Origin of the sequence: Lujinxingia sediminis (assembly GCF_004005565.1) — a bacterium.
In the GTDB taxonomy this organism is placed as follows: Bacteria; Myxococcota_A; Bradymonadia; order Bradymonadales; family Bradymonadaceae; genus Lujinxingia; species Lujinxingia sediminis.
The window spans coordinates 36,042-53,465 of the sequence record NZ_SADD01000017.1 but is presented as its reverse complement, the minus strand read 5'-3'; the positions used below and the strand labels follow the sequence as shown (position 1 = coordinate 53,465).

Here is a 17,424-nt window from a genome sequence, read left to right as displayed (position 1 = left end):
CGAGGGTGCGCCGTCCAGAGCCGAAATCTCAGGTGTTGAGCAGACCCTGTAGCTCGCTTACAGCCTCGCGAAGCTGCGCGGGTCGACGGCGCGCGATGTCGAGGAGCTCGACAATAAACTTCATGGACTGGCGCGGGGTGTTGAGAAGCCCGTGGCGATGAAGTCCGCTGACGATGCGGGGAAGAAGCGTGTCGAGGGCGGTGGGAAGGGGCTCTTCGTGGGCATCGCGGTACAGGCGCAGCACCTGGCTTGCGAGTTTTTCGAAGTCATCGCCGTCGAGCAGGTTCAGGTCGATAAAGGCCTCTTTGGGGGCGGCCTGGCGCAGCACGTCAACGCCCTGATCATCGGGGGTCATCGCAAAGATCGCCAGCAGGCCGTGGCGGCTGTGGTAGCGAGCCGGGAGGGTCTGTAAGACGCCCAGCCCACCGCCGGAGAGGTCGTCGCGCTCAAAGGGGGCGGCGTCGGCACCAACGCTGGCTGCCGCCATCGCCTTAAAAAGGTTCTCGGCGTGGGAGCGGTTCTCGCTGGAGAGAAGTGCAAAGCGCTCCGCTTCATCGAAGAGCAGCACCAGCCCCTGGTAGCCGGCGTCGCGGGCCAGGGTGTCGATGCCGCTCAGGAGGTAGGCGTAGATGCGCGCCCAGGGGCGGTAATCTTTGAGGCTGTAGATGGTGCGATGTTTGCCCTGAAGTTTGCGAAGTGCCTGGTCCAGGTCGCGGTTTCGGCCGACGGGCTGACCCTCGATCCAGCGCATCAGGCGGTCGCGAAGCTCGGGGTGAGCGTCGACCGAAAGTCGTTCAAAATGAGTGAGGGCGGCGCTCAGATACAGATGGGGAGAGGGTTCCGGGCGATGACTCTCACGGGTGACCGAGGGTCGTTCTGAGGTGACCGAGGGTCGTTCTGAGGTGACCGAGGGTCGTTCTGAGGTGACCGAGGGTCGTTCTGAGGTGACCGAGGGTCGTTCTGGCGGGGCGGGAAGTTCGAAGCGGGTGCGGGCCGCGGAGCTTTGAAGCGCGCGCTCAAAGAGAGGGGTGAGCCCCTGGCGGGGGGCGTCGGGGCGCTCCGGGTAGGTGAGCTGGTCGATAAGCCCCCGGTAGACACGGCCCGGGTGGCTGGGAGCGGCCCCCTCGGCGTCGAGCACCACACGGGCCACCAGGTAGTTCTGGGCCAGAGCGCGGCGCGCGATGACTTCGAGAAGATGTGTTTTGCCGGCACCGTAGTCGGCCAGAAGCACCCGAAGGTTGCCCGCGCCGTGGGCCAGAGCGCTTAAGTCATCGTCGATAAGGTTGAGCTCGGCGTCGCGGCCCACAGTGTAAGCGTCGACGGACTCGTCGGGCACCACACCCAGACGCATCGCTTCGACAACGCGGGGGGGCAGCCGGGAGTCAGGCGTAACCCGGCAGTCGAGGAGTTCGGCCGGCCCCGGGCCGCGACCGATGAGGGCGGCATGTTGGGCAAAGCGGCGTGCGATCTTCCGGGCGTCATCGGCCTCGATGGGGAAGATTAAAAAGCCATCCTCAACCGGCCACTCGCCGCGGGGATCACGGGCCCGGGTGGGAAGGTGGGGAAGGCTCTTCTGATGCAGAAGGTCGGCCAGTGCGGCGTGAGCTCGGGCGTTCTCGGCAGCGGAACGCAGCCGGGAGGCGGGGTTGTATGCGGTGATCACAGCCCACGGCGTCTGGACATCGAGCCCATCTATACCCAACAAGGCGCCGACATCGTCGCCGACTCGTAACACGATGGGCGCCTCGTCGCGTACGACCTCGTAGATCGCCTCGGTATAAGCCTGAAAGATGGCGTCGTCTGTGGGGGGAGTGGTCATGGAATCGGTGCTCAACATCAAGGGGATGCAGCTTCGGGGCAAGCCTCGACGAAAACGTCGGTGGAGGCAAGCCCGTGAGACGGTGCACGATCTGCGTGTGCGTGGGGGCGCAAGTGCCTGACTCATCTTGAGACATTGCGAAATGAGGTTTTGAACATCGAGAAATTTCGCTACGATGCGAGCATCGAATCTCGAAAGACGTTGTGGGGGCATGTCAACGGCGCATCCCTTTGGCCGGGCCATGTGGGGACATGGTCATAATTTCTGGCGAGGCCTATGGAGATCAGTGAGACGGATGTCACACGCTATCTGAGCTGGGTGGCAGGGGAGCGCGATATGGAAGAGCTCTTCGCGCAGCTGGCGACGTGGGTGGATGGTGACGGGGTGGATACTCTCATCGACACGCTGCCGGCGCGCCTGGCCGGACGTCTGGGGGATGGGTGCGTGGTTGTTGTTGACGATGCGCTGCAGGAGAGCGAGCGCGTGGTTCGGGCGTGGTGCGGTGATGGCGATGCCGGAACGTTGCGGGCGTGGGGTGAGGCGCTGCTCCTGGAGCCCTACGGCGGGGAGGATGATGTTGTGGACCTTTCGCCGCGCGCAGATGAACCCTGGGGTATGGGTCTGGCTCTGCGCCTGGATATCGGTGAGGGCGCCAGGGCGGTGCTGGCGCTGCTGTCGTGGTCGCGTCCTTTTGATGCGACCTCGCGTCGGCTGGCCTCCCGGGCGGCTCGTATCGCCGGCGCTACGATCAAACGTGCGCGACGTACCACCAGGATCGGCGAAGCGCTGACCTACACTCAGTCGCATGCCGCTGAGCTGGAGCAACGCATGGCCCTGAGTCGTGCTGCGGCCCACGGCCTTGGCGAGGGGATGGTGACGCTTGACGCCGCCGGGCGAGTGCAGTTCGCCAACCCCAGCGCTGCCCGGATGCTGGGGCTGAGTGTGGAGGCGATGCAGGGGCGCGACTTTCACTCCCTGGTGCATCCGCAGCGCGCGCTCTGGGCCGAGGAGGGCCCCTGTGCCCTGGAGCTTGCGCTGGCCAGCGGTGCTGATATGCGCTGCCACGATGATACCTTTGAGCGGGCCGACGGCTCGCGTGTTGCCGTCGTCTATACCGTGAGTCCTCTACCGGACGCGGGGGGCGGGCGTGTCGTCGCGATGCGTGACATGAGCGATTATCAAAAGATGCACGCCCATCTCCTCCTCACCGATCGCATGGTTGCGGTGGGCACACTCGCCAGCGGGATTGCCCACGAGATCAACAATCCGCTCTCTTTTGTGGACGCCAACCTGCGATTTTCGTTGCGCGCGCTTCGCAGCGCGACCCCGGCGATCGATGCGGTCGATGCGGTCGATGAGGCGCTTTCCGAGGCGCTCGATGGCGTGGTGCGCATGCGGGGGATTGTTGACGCGATGCGCGCCTTCTCCGGCGGTGCTGACGACGAGGTGAACTGGATCGATCTGGAGCAATGCCTCAAGGACGCGTTGACGATCAGTGCCGGTGAGATTGGCCAGCTCGCTACGGTGCGGCGAGTGGGCGATGGGCTTGGTCAGGTGCGGGCGAATACCACGAGGCTCATGCAGGTCCTGGTCAGCGTGCTGCTGAACGTCACGCACGCCTTTGATGCGAGGACAGAGCGAGGTGAGGTGGTCGTACGCACGCGTCGCGAGCCCGAGCTGGTCACCGTTGAGATTCGCGATAACGGTCGCGGCATCTCCGCCCAGCACCTGCGAAGGATCTTTGATCCTTTCTTCACAACTTCGCCGGTGGGGAGCGGTACGGGGCTGGGGCTTTTTGTGGCCCGCAGCCTTGTTGGGGAGCTCGGCGGGCAACTGACGTGCGAGAGTGTGGTTGGCGAGGGGACCTGCTTTACGCTGCACTTGCCGGTGCAGGGGCGTCAGCGTGCTCGCTGAGTAAGCCGTGGTTCAAGCCCCTCATTCAAAGGTGTAAACCGCATCTTCGCCATGCTCGGCTACCAGGCGGTCGACGTGCATGAGCAACTTCTCGCGTTGCTGCCAGAAGACTTTAAGACGAAGCCGGTCACGGTTGTTCTGCTCAGGAAAGAGGATGGGATCGACGACCTCCGGTCGCATCATGCGCACCGCATCGATCATCGTGCGGCTAAAGCGGGTGACCCCCGGTAGTCGGCGCTCGACCACGGCCATCGGCTGAAACTGGAAGGCCGCACCGTTGTCCAGGCTCATGAAGGCACCGTCCACAAAGTGGTTGTTGACCCCGTAGTACTCCTCCACACCGCTGTAGCGATCGAAGTTGTTGGTCAGGTAATCGAAGACGGTGATGTTGGAGAGCTGGCGCGCGAGTTCGCGCGTCGAAGTCTCTCCCAGCTCTTCTCGAAGTTGGCGGGCCTGGCCGGTTTCATCGCGATCGATGAGCGTCTGAAGGAACTCCGGGGCGGGCTGATCCAAGAGCTTCGGGTCGGCGTTCACGTCAACCAGCGGGTGCCAGATCTCGGTGTATTCAATCGGCCACTGGTAGAGTTCGGGCACCCAGTCTTTGATGACGCCGTGCAAGAATTCCTGCTCCTGCCCGGTTTCATCGCGCTCCAGCACCCAGCGAAGATCGTCGAAGCGGGTCTCGGCGTAGTTGCGCTGACGGGAGGTGTTGATGCGAGCGTAGAGCTCATCGAAGGCCTCGCGGCTCAGGCGCGCGTGTTTGTTTTCGGGCACCCGAAAAGCGCAGGGCAACATCTGGCAGAGGCGGTAGGCGGCGACCTCGGCCTTCCAGCCATCCTCCCACTCAAGCTGGGCGGGTTTAAAGGCGTAGCGACTCTCGCCACCTTCGGTCAGGCGCATACTGACCGAGCGTCCGCCGCCGAGTGCGCGCAGCGCAACCTCTGGCGAGGGCTCAAGCGTCTCGAGCGGAGCATAGAGCGCCGGGTCGACTTCCAGCGATTGGTCGAAGAGCGCCTGCAGGACGCCGGGGGTTAGAGCCTGCGCATACGCACGGGTCAGAATCTCGCGCGCCAGACTGTGGTTGCTCTCGGCCAGGGCGGCTTCGGCGAGCTCGTCGGGGGAGATCTCCAGGGCCTCATCGACGCGGTCGACGGCCACATCGATGGCCTCGTCGATGCGGCGCTGGCGTTCGCGCTCCAGGGCGAAGTCGTCGATGAGCATGGGCTCCACGGCTATCGCCGGAGCATAGGCCCCGCTCTCCGTCTGGGTGGTCGCGGCGGTCGGTGCGAAGGCCGCGTAGGTTACCGCCGCGCTGGCCACGCCTGTAGCCACCAGCGCGAGCGTCCAGGGAAGCACGTGACTGGCGCCGAGGCGACTCCACAGCGAGCGCTCCGCCGGAGCTGGCGTCTCGGCGATCTCGGCGTGGAAGGCCGGCATCTGGCCGGTGTTTGCTGGCGTCGTGCTCTGGCGGGTGGCGTGTGCCAGGAGCATCGCATGCAACCCTCGGGTAAGCGCGGCCTGCACTTTGTCGTAGATCGGGTGCTCTTCGAGGGGCACAAAGGGGCCATCATCTTCGGCGATGGCGTCGGCGATCACCCACACGCCCCGCTGCAAGAGGGCCAGGAGCGTTGGCGTGTCGATGTTGCCGTAGGTCGCATCGCCGATCTTCAGGCGGTAGCGTCGCGCCGAGGGCAGCGCGCTTTCGAGGATGCTCTCGATGTTGAAAGGATCGCGTGTGCCCGATGTCGGCGCAGTACGCGGCGGATCGGGCTGTTGGCCGGGAGGCGCCTCGGCGCGATCTTCCGGCGGAGCGTTGCTCTCCGGGGCGACCCTGGGTTCGTGACGGGAGGCCGGTTCTTGAGGGCGGGGGGCGGGGCCAACACGTCCGGGGGGCAGGTCGCGGGGGGCGAGTTCGGCGTCGTCGATCGCCCCGGTGTCCGGGGCAGACTCGGGCGTGCCGGGGTTCGGGGTATCGGGGATCGGAGTATCAGGGATCGGTGGTGGCGCGCTGCTGGTCGGAGGCCTTGCGTCGTCAGCGCCCGGGAGTCGTTCAAAGGGCGTGGGGGAATCGTCGACGATAAAGATCTCGTCGGCCGCATCGCTGAGTGCATCTCCCAGCCAGCCCTCGCCCCAGCCCTCGTCCAGGGCGCTTAAGTTATCGCCTGCCGGTGCGGCGCGCGAAGGCGTCAGCGGACTTGGCGGGGCCTGGTCGGCGGTCGGTGCGGGCGCTTTGCCACGCAGCTCGCGCAAAAGGGCGGCGGCCAGTGGTCGCATCGGATCGGGGCGATCGGCCTCTGGCGAGCGGTGATGGGCACCGCGAGCCTCAAAGAGGCCCAGACGCGGCTTCGGCAGCGCCGGGTCGACCTCGGGCTCTTCGCTGATTGCGGCCTCACGCCCGGGCACCGCGATGCTCTGGCGTCGCGGTTGCTCGGCGGTGGGAAGCGGCGCCTGGTGGCCAAAGACGCTGGCATGGCTCACTTTCGCAAAACCAGGGTCGCCGCTGCGGTTCAGCGCGATGGGCGCGCCGCATAGCGGGCAGTCCACGCCGGCGGCCAGAGGTTGGCCGGCCGGGCCGCGCACGCGAAATCGCGCCGCGCAGCCGGTGCACTCGATCTCGCGCAGGATGGTGGCGTTGTCCGACATCTTCAACGCAGCGGGAACAGGGAGAGGGCAAGAGGCTTCAAGGGGCGCCCCTATGACGCCTCACTCAGGGTTACCACGACCGGCACGAAATGAAAGAAATTAGCGCACTTCAGGGGCCTCCGCGGCGGGAGCATCCCCGGCGGGTGCGCTGTCAGCCGGGCTTTCCGTTGCATCGCCGCTGCCGGCCTCGGTGGACCGTGGGGCGCTGCTGCGTAGCGTTCCGGCGCTCAACTCCAGAAGCTCCTGTGGGTCGCCCTGCGGGTCGAGCGTGGAGCGCACGCGCTCGATGCGAAGGCCTCGCTCGGTGCGGGTGGCTACGATCTCGGTGATCACATCGGTGGAGGCGCTGCCGTCGTCGACCAGGCTGCGGCCGTGGATCTGCAGGGTGAAGCGATCGTCGTCTTCGCTCAGCGGCGAGGACGGGGAGATGGTTCCGAGGGCGCCCTGGCCGAAGTGGCGCAGGTGGTCGTCCAGGAGCGCGGTGATGGTGTCATCGCCGTGGGTCTCTCGGAGTGCGGGGTCGAGATGGTGCAGCGCGCGCGCCCACTGCGCCTGGCGGGCGGCATTGGCAAAGCGCGTCCAGGTTTCAATCATCTGGCTGCGGGCGTCGTCGGGCTGCGCGGCCGGCGGCAAGCGCTGGCCCTCGCAACTTCCCGTCAGGCGCAGGCTGGCAGACGCCACCTGATCGCCCCGGGGTAGCACCAGCGCGGCGGCAAGAACACGCCCTCGCTCCGAGACCAGGTAGCGAGCGCGAAGGTCGTCGGGTCCGCCCTGCGCAGCGAGGATGAGCGCGCGCTCATCGCCAAGAAGCACGCGGTCTTCGACGCGAACATTCAGCGCGGAAGTCGTTGCCGCGGCGTCTGTCTCCTCGGCGTCGATCAGACCGGGCCAGTCGCGCGCCTCCAGATTCTGAGGCAGGGGCGGAAAGAGCGCTGCCATCGAGAGCATCGAACCGCCCGGCTGCCAGGGCGCGGGCAGGGCCGCAGACTTCAGCAACCCCCGTTCGGGCTGGGTCAGACGAACCGGTTGCAGATCCTCATGCCACCACTCTTTGCCGGGGTGCCTCACACCCCGGTGCACCGGATAAAGACCGGTGGCGCGATTGGCCAGCTCAAAGGCCCCCTGCTCGCGGGGATGTGCGCGCAGCTCCAGCCGACCGGTACTCTGGCGAGCGATGGCGGCGCCCAGCGGCGCGTTAAACTCAAAATCATAGACCAGCGGGCACTCCACGCTGACCTCATAGCCCATCTCGGGCCAGGCCTGTGAGCTCTGCTGTGGCTCCGTCGGCACATCGGCTGTCAATGCCGACCACCGAAGGTCAAGCGCCTGGGTAAGCGCGCGCCCGCGATCGTCCTGGAGCTCGGTAGAGGCCGGCTCTTGCGCCGGCTCCGCCACCACATGACAGCCCGCAATCCCCCATGATAAAAACGCCAGCGTACCGAGCACAGAGCGCCACAGAGCGCCGTGGTGTTCACATGACATCGTCCCCCCTTAAAAGACATATGCGTGTATGCGATAGAAGTGGTGGCTGCGGTGACTACCCTCGCACCTACACCGGCTCGCCGCGGCCACTGCCTTAAGGTGTTCACGGCGAGCGTGCTGGCCAGTTGACTGACAATGACGGTGCGAATGGAGAAGATCCGATGACAGATGCAAACAATCGCGTGGTGGTGGTCACCGGCGCTGCCGGTGCATTGGGCGAACATGTAGTCGCCTACTTTTCGGAGCGTCATGAGCGGGTGGTGTGCTGGGATTTGCACGCTGCCGGCCACGGAAAGCTCGTCGAAGCTAAGGATCGCAGGGGCGTCTGGGAGCAGCAGGTCAACGTGACCGACGCCCAGGCTATCGCCACCGCCGCCGCCAGCGTGCGTGAGGAACTCGGGCCGATCGATGTGTTGGTGCACTGCGCCGGCGGGTTTCGTTGGTCGAAGATCGATGCCATTGCTCCCGACGCCATCGACTTTCTGGTCGACGTGAACCTGCGCTCCTCGCTCTATATGGTGCGTGAGGTGATGGGGTCGATGAAGTCGCGCGGCTATGGGCGAGTGGTGCTTATCAGCTCACGCTCCACGCTCAAACCCGCTGCCGGGGAGGGCGCGTATGCCGCGACCAAGGCCGGGCTCAACGCCCTGGTCAGCGCGGTGGCCGACGAGGTCAAAGGGATGGATGTGACCATCAACGCGGTGCAGCCCTCGATCATCGACACCGAGGCCAACCGTCAGGATATGCCCGACGCCGACTTCGACTCCTGGGTCGACCCCGGTGAGCTGGCGTCGATCATCTACGGGCTTTGCCCGGTCGATGAGCACCCCATCAACGGCGCACTTCTGGTCGTCTCCGGCAGAACCTGAGCGGCGCGCTTGACCGCCCCCGGTCCAGCGGCTACCAACCAGCGGGAAGTTCCCTTTTTGCCTTGCTCAGGAACCCGACCCCACGCGGAGGTGGACCATGGAAGATGTGACCGTCATCGATCACCCGCTGATTCAACACAAGCTCTCGTTGATGCGGGAGAAAGACACCACCACCGCCGCCTTTCGCAGCCTGATGGGTGAGGTGGCGCTTTTGCTCGGCTATGAGGTCACGCGCGATCTGCCGATTGAGTATGCCGAGATCGAGACGCCGCTGACCACGATGAACGCCCCGCACCTGGTGGGTAAAAAGCTCGTGATCGTGCCGATTCTGCGCGCCGGCGTGGGCTTTGTGGATCCGCTTCTCCAGCTTCTTCCTTCGGCCCGCGTCGGCCATATCGGGCTCTACCGTGACCCGGAGACGCTGCAACCGGTGGAGTATTATCTGAAATTGCCCGAGCAGATGGATGATCGCGATGTGATTGTGGTCGATCCCATGCTCGCCACCGGGCATTCGGCGGCCGCGGCGGTCACGCGCATCAAGGCGTTTGGGCCACGCTCCATCAAGTTCATGTGCCTGCTGGCCGCGCCCGAGGGCGTTGAGCATATGCGCAGCGAACACCCGGATGTGCCTATCTATACGGCGGCCATCGACGAGAAGCTCAACGAGAAGGGCTATATCGTGCCCGGTCTCGGGGATGCCGGCGATCGCCTCTACGGCACCAAATAACCCTTCGCGCGCCCGAGCTCGGGCCGCGAGCTCGGGCCGCGTCCTTTTCTTCGAGTACGAGACGATGTCGCAACAGGTTGGTCAGGTGGAGGTCCGTCGCCTCAGCGGCGATTCGGTGCATCAGTACGTCGATGATCTGGCGCGGCTACGCATCCAGATCTTTCGCACCTACCCCTACCTTTACGACGGTGACCTGGATTATGAGCGCCGCTACCTGACGCGCTATCTGGAGTCGAGCGAGAGCGTGCTCGTGGCCGCCTTCGATGGTGAGCGCGTCGTCGGCGTATCGACCGGAATGCCGATGGCCGAGAGCGACGAGGATTTTCAGCGCCCCTTTAAAGAGCTTGGCTATGACGTCGGCGAGATCTTTTATCTGGCGGAGTCGGTGCTTTTGCCGGAGTACAGGGGGCAGGGCGTAGGCGTGAAATTCTTCGGGGAGCGCGAGGCGCATGTAAGTGCGCTTGGGGCCTTTCGTTTCACCTGCTTTGCCGCCGTGGTGCGCCCTCCCGATCATCCGCGCCGGCCCGAGGGCTGGCAGCCCCTGGACGCCTTCTGGCGAAAACGCGGCTACGAGCGTCAGCCTCAGATCCGTACGATGATGCGCTGGAAGGAGATCGGGACGGTCGAAGAGGTGCCGGAAGTCATGGAGATCTGGCTTAAAGATTTGGACAGCGAATGAGCATGGTGCGTGTGGCCACCGCGCAGTATCCGGTGGATTTTCTGGAGGGGTGGAACCATTACGTCGACAAGATCTCGGCCTGGGTCAAGGAAGCGGCCAGTGAGGGGGCGCAGATCGCCGTCTTCCCGGAGTACGCCTCCATGGAGCTGGTCAGCCTCTTTGCCGAAGAGGTACGTCAGGATCTTTCCTTTCAGATGTCGGAGATGCAGCGTCTGCTCGATGATTATCTGGCGCTGCACCGGGAGCTTGCCCGCCAGTACGGGGTCTATGTGATCGGTGGGTCGTACCCGGTACGCCTGCTCGACGGCTCGTATCGCAACCGGGCGTACGTCTTCAGCCCTCAGGGGCGCGTGGACTTTCAGGAAAAGATCCTGATGACGCGTTTTGAAAGTGAGCTCTGGCTGATTTCTTACGGCGACCAGCTCAAGGTCTTCGAGACGCCCTTTGGCGCCTTTGGCATCAACATCTGCTATGACAGCGAATTTCCGCTGCTCGCTCGCCGCCAGGTGGAGGCCGGGGCCAATCTGATCATCGCGCCCAGTTGCACCGATACGCCCTATGGCTACAACCGGGTGAAGATCGGGTGCCAGGCCCGCGCGCTGGAAAACCAGTGTTACGTGGCGCATGCCGTGCTGGTGGGAGATGCTCCCTGGTCGATCGCGATTGAAGAGAACTGCGGGCGCGCGGCGGTCTACACCCCGGTAGATGTAGGCTTTAGCGAGGATGGCATTGAGGCCATCGGCGAGTGGAACGCGCCCTGCTGGGTGTACGCGAATGTGGATCTGGCGCGCAGCGAGGAGGTGCGGGTGCGCGGGGAGGTCTTGAACTTCCGCGACTGGAGCAATCAGGCTGTTGCTGCCAACGCCGAGATCGAGCGGGTGAATCTTGGTACGCCGTGAGCTGTCGTGTCTGGTGCGTTGAGAGCATCCCGGGCGGCGCTGCAAAGCCTCGACGATGCTACAGCATCGCCTGCGTTTTGCGCCGTGCCCGTGCTTCCTCAATGTCGCAGCCATCGACATCACTATCTGCTCACGACGTAGTAAGTGAGAACGTAATTTTACAGCGATGCTATACAAGTTGTTGAAATAAAAGGGGTTTCTGGATCTGCTCTGCGGGGCTAACGTGGCCGAGGTCTGGCTGCACAAGTCTTTCAGAGAGGTCTACGATGAAGTTTCAGAGCCTGATGGCGTTGCTGGCGATCGGTGGTCTGCTGGCGTGCGGGGGCAGCGACGATTTGCGTGTCGATCGCCAGGAGCAGCCCTGTGAGTGGGATTGTGACGAGGTTAGCGAGGTGCCCGAGGTAGCCTGGAGCGAGGGGGATCATCGCACCGAGGTCTACCATCCCGACGAGTCGGAGCCTGAGCCCGAACCTGAGCCCGAGCCTGAGCCCGAACCCGAACCCGAGCCCGAGCCCGAGCCTGAGCCCGAACCCGAGCCTGAGCCCGAGCCCGAGCCCGAACCCGAGCCTGAGCCCGAACCTGAGCCCGAGCCCGAACCTGAGCCCGAGCCCGAACCCGAGCCTGAGCCCGAGCCCGAGCCCGAGCCCGAGCCCGAGCCCGAGCCCGAACCTGAGCCCGAGCCCGAACCCGAGCCTGGCGACGAACTCGCCTGCGGTGCTGTTGAAGGGGTCTGCCGCTTCTGTGGGCCGCCGGCCGACGTGGTCACAAGCTGCCCGGGCAACAGCACCACCTTTGAGTGCGAGGTGTTCCGGCTGACCAACGCCGAGCGCCGTGCTGAGGGGCTTAATGAGTTGACCTACAGCGGGGAGCTCGCCGAGTCGGCGATGATGCACGCCACCGATCTCGATCGTTGCGATTACTTCGCCCACGACTCACTCGATGGGACGAGCTTCTTCCAGCGTTGTGCCGACCAGGGCTACTCTGGCACGTGCACCGGTGAAAATATCGGTGGTGGTCAGCGCACTCCCGAAGCCGTGGTGCAGGCCTGGATGGACTCGCCAGGGCACCGGCGCAACATCCTCTACCCGGCCCACACCCAGCTGGGCGTGGCGTTTCATGAGGGGGATGGGCGCTACAGCCGCTACTGGGTGCAGCACTTCGGGCGCGTGCGTTAAGGGATCAGTGAGAGCGCCCGATGTCCCGTGACATGAAAATCCGCCCGCGAGACTAGCTCGCGGGCGGATTTTTTGGTGCTTGTCAGTGTTTTGTGGATGATATCAAGGGGTTGTGGGCTTGCGTTGCGGCTTTGTTAAGGCAACCAGAGTTCGCCGCGGAAGGTTGCATCCACCATCAAAAACCCCTGTCGAGTGGCCAGGGGCTGAGACTGCTGCAGGGTGAGCTGCAGGTCAGCCAGGGCCGGCGAAAACTCGCCAAGGGCTCCCAGATCCGGCGCAGGCACCGCAAAGGAGAGGCCCTCGCCAAAGGCGCCTTCAATCTCGGGCCAGAGCTGGTCGTACATCAGCTGCTCCAGCATATCGGCGGTGAGTTGAGGCTCGTCCATGGTCGAGCTGATGAGCCACATATGGATGTCGGGTTCTTCGGCCAGGGTGATGCCGATTTCACCACCACTGAGCCCCATGTTGGCACCGACCTTGATACGCGCGCCAAAGCGGTCGACGCGGTCCGGCCAGGTCATCTCGATCTCGAGCTGGCCCAGGTAAATCATCAGGTCGTAGGGCTCGCCGTTTTGCGGGGGGGCGACCAGGGGCGGGAGCTTGCCGTCGATCTGGGCGGCCTGGACCAGCGTGTTGAAGGGGGCCGGGATCATTTCACTGATGTCCATGGTGAGTAGCCCCGCGTTCCACAGGCTGTGGAAAATGCCGTTGACCAGGGCGGTGTTCAGACCGATCTGCAGTCGGGAGCTCTGGAAGTAGGGGAGCGCCGAAGTTGGCGCGCTGAGCAGAGGCACGCCGGGACTCTCGGCAAAGAGGGGGGCAACGCCGGTGGAGAGACGTGCCTGGACGATGCCGTCGAGGCCCTCGCGGTAGACCGGAGCCAGCTGGGAGATCTGGCCGTTGAAGTTCAGCGCGACAGGCTGGCCTGTTCCCAGGTCGAGCTCAAAGCTCTGCTCGGAGATGGCGCCCTCCAGCGAGGTGAAGACGTCGAGAAGGAGCGCGGGAAGTGAATCGATGAAGGAGAGGTTGACGCTCTCTAAGATGATCGATTCGAGGCTTGTGCGCAGGGCGCTGTTGGCCAGCTCAAAGACGGCGTTGACCTCGGGGCTGACGAAGTTGGGCGTGGCTTGTTCGAGGGCGAGCTCGAAGCGCTCCAGTTCGACCTCAAAGGGGGCTTCGGCGCTGGTTTTGGCCACGCTGATCTCGGCGAAGACGGCCAGGCTGGCGCTGAGCTCGCCATCGAGGCTCAACGACTGGTCGTTGAACTCCAGGCCGCCGGCTGTGGTAGCCACCAGGTTGGGGATCTGGGCGAAGAGTTGCAGGCCCTCGTCGGTGACATCGATCTCAACCCGGGGCTCGTTAACGGCGACGTCCAGAATGCGCAGCGTCAGCGCACTGGAGTCGACGACCGGGTCGGGAAGCTGAGAGGTCAGGTCGAGGTAGCGCAACACCAGGTAGAGGATGTCTGCCAGATCATCGGTTGCGACCTGAGCCTCGCTCAAGATTTCGAGAGGTTGGCTGTCATCAAAGAAGTTCTGACCCAGGTTAAGGATCAGGCCGTCGTCCAGGGTCACCGATCCGTCGACGTCGGCCGGGTGATAGGCCGGTGCCCAGATGAAGTTGGCCTCGGCGTAGCCCTCCCGGTCGTGAAGACCGTCAAAGGCGGTGACGTTGACGGCATTAAGCCCGACCCTGGGCTCGAAGGTGGTGCTGAAATGGCCGTCTTCGTCCAGTTCGATCGCCTGTCCGTTGACGTGCACGCTTACGATGGGGTTGGGGTCTGTGACCTGACCGCTGACCTCGATGGTGGGATGCTCGGCTGCCAGAAGCTGCGCGCCGGGAAGCGGGCTCTCCAGCGTGACGGTGGGCGGGCCGGCGTCGACCATCGTGATCCGGCTACCGCAGATCGCCTCGCCATCCTCACGATCGACACATGCCTTGAAGGTCACCGGGCCTTCCTGGCGTACAAACCAGCGATTTTCGTCGCCGTCTTTCTCGACGAACTCGGCCGGGGTGACCAACCAGCGCACCGCCGGCGAGATGCGGCGGTTGAGGCCGTCGTAGACGGTGGCCGTGGGCGTGATGCGCGAGCCGACCGCGTAGGCCTGGCGAGTCGGGGTAACGCTGACACGTACCTCGGCCGGTGCCTCCCACTCGGCGGGTTGGGGTTCGACGTCGGGTTCATCGCCGGCGTCGGTTTCCACGTCCGTATCTTGACCGGTCGTGTTGGGGCCTTCATCGGCACCGCAGGCTGTCAGCGTAAGGCTCCCCAGCGCGAGCGGGAGCAGGGCGATTAAGAGCGTGCTCAGAGGTCGTCGCATAGGTTCACCGGACTCCGAAGTTGCCGCGAAGGATGAGGTGGCGATTGGTCGAATCGAGCGCCGGGTTGGTCAACCCGAGCTCTCCGCCCACCGGCAGGCCGTAAACGCCCAGCGAGGGGGAGATGGCAAAGGAGGGCACCGGGAGCTCCGGCAGCGCCGAGTTAAGAGCATCGTCAAGGAGCGTCTGCAAGAAGCCGCGCAAGAAGCCCTCCAGAATGTCGCGGGTCCCCTCATTGAGCGAGATCTCGTCGGGGGAGAGATGGAACTCGTTGAGGGTGATGTTGGAGAAGCTCAGTTGCCCGTTGTTCATGGCGACTTCGGTATGTGCCGTCGCCCCCAGGCTCAGGGTGACGGGCTCATCGAAGAGGCCCGGGTAGACCATCTCCAGGCGCATGCCGCCCAGCATCAACGTGGCGCTACCGTCGGCGTTGAGTGCGGCCACCGGAGGCAGCGAGGTGCGCAGGCTCACAGCTGCGCCTTCGGCATCTTCGCCAAAGAGGGCCCCGCCAATATCGGCTTCCAGAAGTCCGCCGCGCCACAGCGCGTGCAGGGCCTGGTTGAGCAGCATCAGGTGCACCGACACCGAGGTGTTCTGACCGCCCGAGGGCTCATAAAGGTAGGAGCCCGGGGGCACCGCGACACCCAGGGTCGGGTAGGCAATCGCGGTGGTCTGCGGACGCACCCGGGTGCGCATCCCCAGCAGCATGCGCGCGCTGTTCACCGAGAGCGAGGAGAAGCCCAGGTCGTAGAGGAGCTCGATCTGGCCTGTGCCATCGAGGCGAGGCACCTCGATGCCGCCGCTGAGCGCGTCGGTGCCCAGGTTGCCCAGAAGATCGCCGAGCAGGCTGTCGAAGTTGTCGACGATCGCGGACTCGACGGCGTCTTCGATCATCGATCGGATGATACCCTGGGCCAGGCTGGCGATGGCGCCGTAGACGGCGCTGGAGAACCAGTTGCTGCCGCTGACCGAAATGTTGCCGGAAGTGACTGTGGGGTTGCCCCGAAGGCCCGCGCTGAGCGTCTGTCCATTGAGCGCCAGATCGCTGGTAAGATTCATAGTGACGCTGCTCACATCAGCTTCGGGCTCGAAGGTGCCGACACAGATATTAAAGCCCGACTTGCGGCTGGCGCGAAGTTTAACGCGCACACCGCGGAGGATGGCCTGCATATCTAAACCGCCGCCGACGAGATCGAGTGCGGTGAGGTGACGGTAGAGGTTCCCGGTCCCCAGGTTGATGCCGTAGTACTCAACACCGATGACATAAATGTTGTAGCAGGAGGCGCTGCCAATCGGAGTATTGGGATTAACCACCGCGTCGCGAATCTGCTGCAGCAGCCCGTCGCTGTTGAGCACGCGCAGCAGCACGTCATTGAGGCTCTGAATGGTGGCGGTGTGCCCCTTATCATCGATCGCGTCCTGGGCCAGGCGAAGCGAGACGACATCGTCGGTGGCGAGCAGGTGGTTGCCGTAGGTGTCGGTGGCGAGGAAGGAGCAGGTGCGAACGCTCTCCTCGCCGTAGGTGTCGCGGGCGACCACATCGACAAAATTGATGCCAAATCGGGGGCGGAAGCGAGCGCTGAAGCCGCCCTGATCGTCAAGCGTGGCGGGGCTCCCGTTGACCAGCACCTCTTCGACGCCAAGGCTGTCTTCGACGGTGCCCGTGAAGGTTAGCATCGTGTTGGGGGCATGATTGATCATCGTGCCGTCGCCGGGGCCGGTGCAGACGATCGAGGGACCGTTTTGGTTGACGACGATCTCCACCTCGCGGCTTAGCGGAGCCTCGGTGGCGTTGTTCTCATCGATGGAAGCGCGCAGGGTGTAGACGCCGTCCTGGTCGAAACGGAAGCGGCCGTCACCAAAAGATTCGCCGGCCGGAACCGACTCGTAGGTGATGCGCGCCTGAGGGACGAGGTTGCCGTAGCGGTCCTGCGCTTCGGCGCTCAACGTGATGATTTGCCCGATGCCGTAGACCGGCTGGTCGGGAACCACGCTGACGATGAGCTCCGCGGGAAGATCGGGGACGACCTCCAGGGTGACCTCGTTGAGGTTCTCAACGCCCTCGGCGAAGCAGCTTAAGTTGTAGAATCCGGCGGTGGTGATGGTGGCATCGAGGCCTTCAAGCGTCACCCCGCTGTTGGTCACATCCGAGATCAGGCGGAGCTCGGTGCCGCTTAAATCGACGGGGTTAAAAAACGCATCAAAGCCCCGACAGCTGGCCGATACCGTGTCACCGGCGGTGACCTGGAAGTTGGAGAGCTCGGTGCTCAGAGTGTGGAGCGGACCGGCGACGATCTCGATGGAGGGAGGCGTCTCATCGCGAAGTCCCAGCGCTGGCGAGGCACAGGCGATGGTCGCCTGGCCCACATGTTGCGCTTCCAGCTGGCCGGAGCGAACTTCGAGGAGTCCCGAGGGGGAGTGATCGAAACGAAAAGGTGGCGCTTCACCTTCGGGGTACGCGATGGCATCGCCAGCTTCGTCGAGGAATTCGCACATCACATCGAAGCGCTGACCGGCAATCACCGGCATCGGTACCTCGATCACCGTCACGATGGATGCGGGGCGAGGCGCGAGGGGCTCGGCGTCGGGGCGCTCCTCGTCGACGGGCGCGGTGTCGGCGTCGGCCTCACCACCGGCGTCAGGCTCATCGGTGCTCCAATCGCTGGAGTCGGCGACGTCATCGCCGCCGCAGGCCGCCGAGCCCAGGCTCAGTGTCGCGAGAAGGAGGGACAGCCCCAGACATCGCCGTAGCGCGAGTGCAGGGGTGGGACGGCGTGAAGTGACCATGCGTCAGGCTCCCGTCAGAACGTTGTCAGAAAACAGCGTGTGAATAGCTCAGAGTCTAGCGAGCGGGCGACCGAGGCGCAACTGAGGGTGGTGAACCGTCCTACATGTGCG

At 64.4% G+C, this 17,424-nt stretch carries 11 protein-coding genes; 6 read left to right on the top strand and 5 right to left on the bottom strand.

Annotated features, from left to right (window positions below):
- Window positions 1-28: 28 nt before the first annotated feature.
- Window positions 29-1,819 (bottom strand): BREX system ATP-binding domain-containing protein, encoded by a 1,791-nt coding sequence (locus EA187_RS18620; RefSeq protein ID WP_164856401.1) that lies wholly within the window; start codon window positions 1,817-1,819, stop codon window positions 29-31.
- 276 nt (window positions 1,820-2,095) lie between these two features.
- Here EA187_RS18620 and EA187_RS18615 point away from each other — a divergent pair, with 276 nt between their 5' ends.
- Window positions 2,096-3,733, top strand: a complete 1,638-nt coding sequence (locus EA187_RS18615; protein ID WP_127781243.1) for a two-component system sensor histidine kinase NtrB — start codon at window positions 2,096-2,098, stop codon at window positions 3,731-3,733.
- Window positions 3,734-3,754: 21 nt separating this feature from the next.
- Here the strand turns inward: EA187_RS18615 and EA187_RS18610 are convergent, their stop codons facing one another.
- Both EA187_RS18610 and EA187_RS18605 read right to left on the bottom strand, forming a co-directional pair.
- Window positions 3,755-6,376 carry a hypothetical protein gene (locus EA187_RS18610; RefSeq protein ID WP_127781242.1) on the bottom strand — a complete coding sequence of 874 codons (2,622 nt, stop codon included), beginning with the start codon at window positions 6,374-6,376 and terminating at the stop codon, window positions 3,755-3,757.
- A gap of 99 nt (window positions 6,377-6,475) precedes the next feature.
- Entirely contained in the window at window positions 6,476-7,858 is a 1,383-nt protein-coding gene (locus tag EA187_RS18605) for a hypothetical protein (RefSeq protein ID WP_127781241.1), read from the bottom strand.
- Window positions 7,859-8,019: 161 nt separating this feature from the next.
- On the opposite strand from EA187_RS18605, the gene EA187_RS18600 reads away from it, so the two are divergent.
- The 5 genes from EA187_RS18600 to EA187_RS18580 all read left to right on the top strand — a co-directional run bounded on the left by EA187_RS18600 (window position 8,020) and on the right by EA187_RS18580 (window position 12,207).
- On the top strand, window positions 8,020-8,727 hold the full coding sequence (locus EA187_RS18600; protein WP_115608104.1) for an SDR family NAD(P)-dependent oxidoreductase: 708 nt from the start codon (window positions 8,020-8,022) through the stop codon (window positions 8,725-8,727).
- Between the two features lie 97 nt (window positions 8,728-8,824).
- The gene (gene upp / locus EA187_RS18595; RefSeq protein WP_115608102.1) at window positions 8,825-9,454 is read left to right on the top strand and encodes a uracil phosphoribosyltransferase; all 630 of its coding nucleotides are present in this window, start codon (window positions 8,825-8,827) and stop codon (window positions 9,452-9,454) included.
- A 64-nt stretch (window positions 9,455-9,518) separates the two neighbouring features.
- Entirely contained in the window at window positions 9,519-10,133 is a 615-nt protein-coding gene (locus EA187_RS18590) for a GNAT family N-acetyltransferase (protein WP_115608100.1), read from the top strand.
- Window positions 10,130-11,032, top strand: a complete 903-nt coding sequence (locus EA187_RS18585) for a carbon-nitrogen hydrolase family protein (protein WP_206524424.1) — start codon at window positions 10,130-10,132, stop codon at window positions 11,030-11,032. The genes EA187_RS18590 and EA187_RS18585 overlap by 4 nt, the downstream gene beginning before the upstream one ends.
- 266 nt (window positions 11,033-11,298) lie before the next feature.
- Window positions 11,299-12,207 (top strand): CAP domain-containing protein, encoded by a 909-nt coding sequence (locus EA187_RS18580; RefSeq protein WP_127781240.1) that lies wholly within the window; start codon window positions 11,299-11,301, stop codon window positions 12,205-12,207.
- A gap of 134 nt (window positions 12,208-12,341) precedes the next feature.
- Here the strand turns inward: EA187_RS18580 and EA187_RS18575 are convergent, their stop codons facing one another.
- Entirely contained in the window at window positions 12,342-14,528 is a 2,187-nt protein-coding gene (locus tag EA187_RS18575) for an Ig-like domain-containing protein (RefSeq protein ID WP_127781239.1), read from the bottom strand.
- A gap of 4 nt (window positions 14,529-14,532) precedes the next feature.
- Window positions 14,533-17,313: a hypothetical protein gene (locus EA187_RS18570; RefSeq protein WP_127781238.1), complete on the bottom strand. Its 2,781-nt coding sequence runs from the start codon at window positions 17,311-17,313 to the stop codon at window positions 14,533-14,535.
- Window positions 17,314-17,424 lie beyond the last annotated feature (111 nt).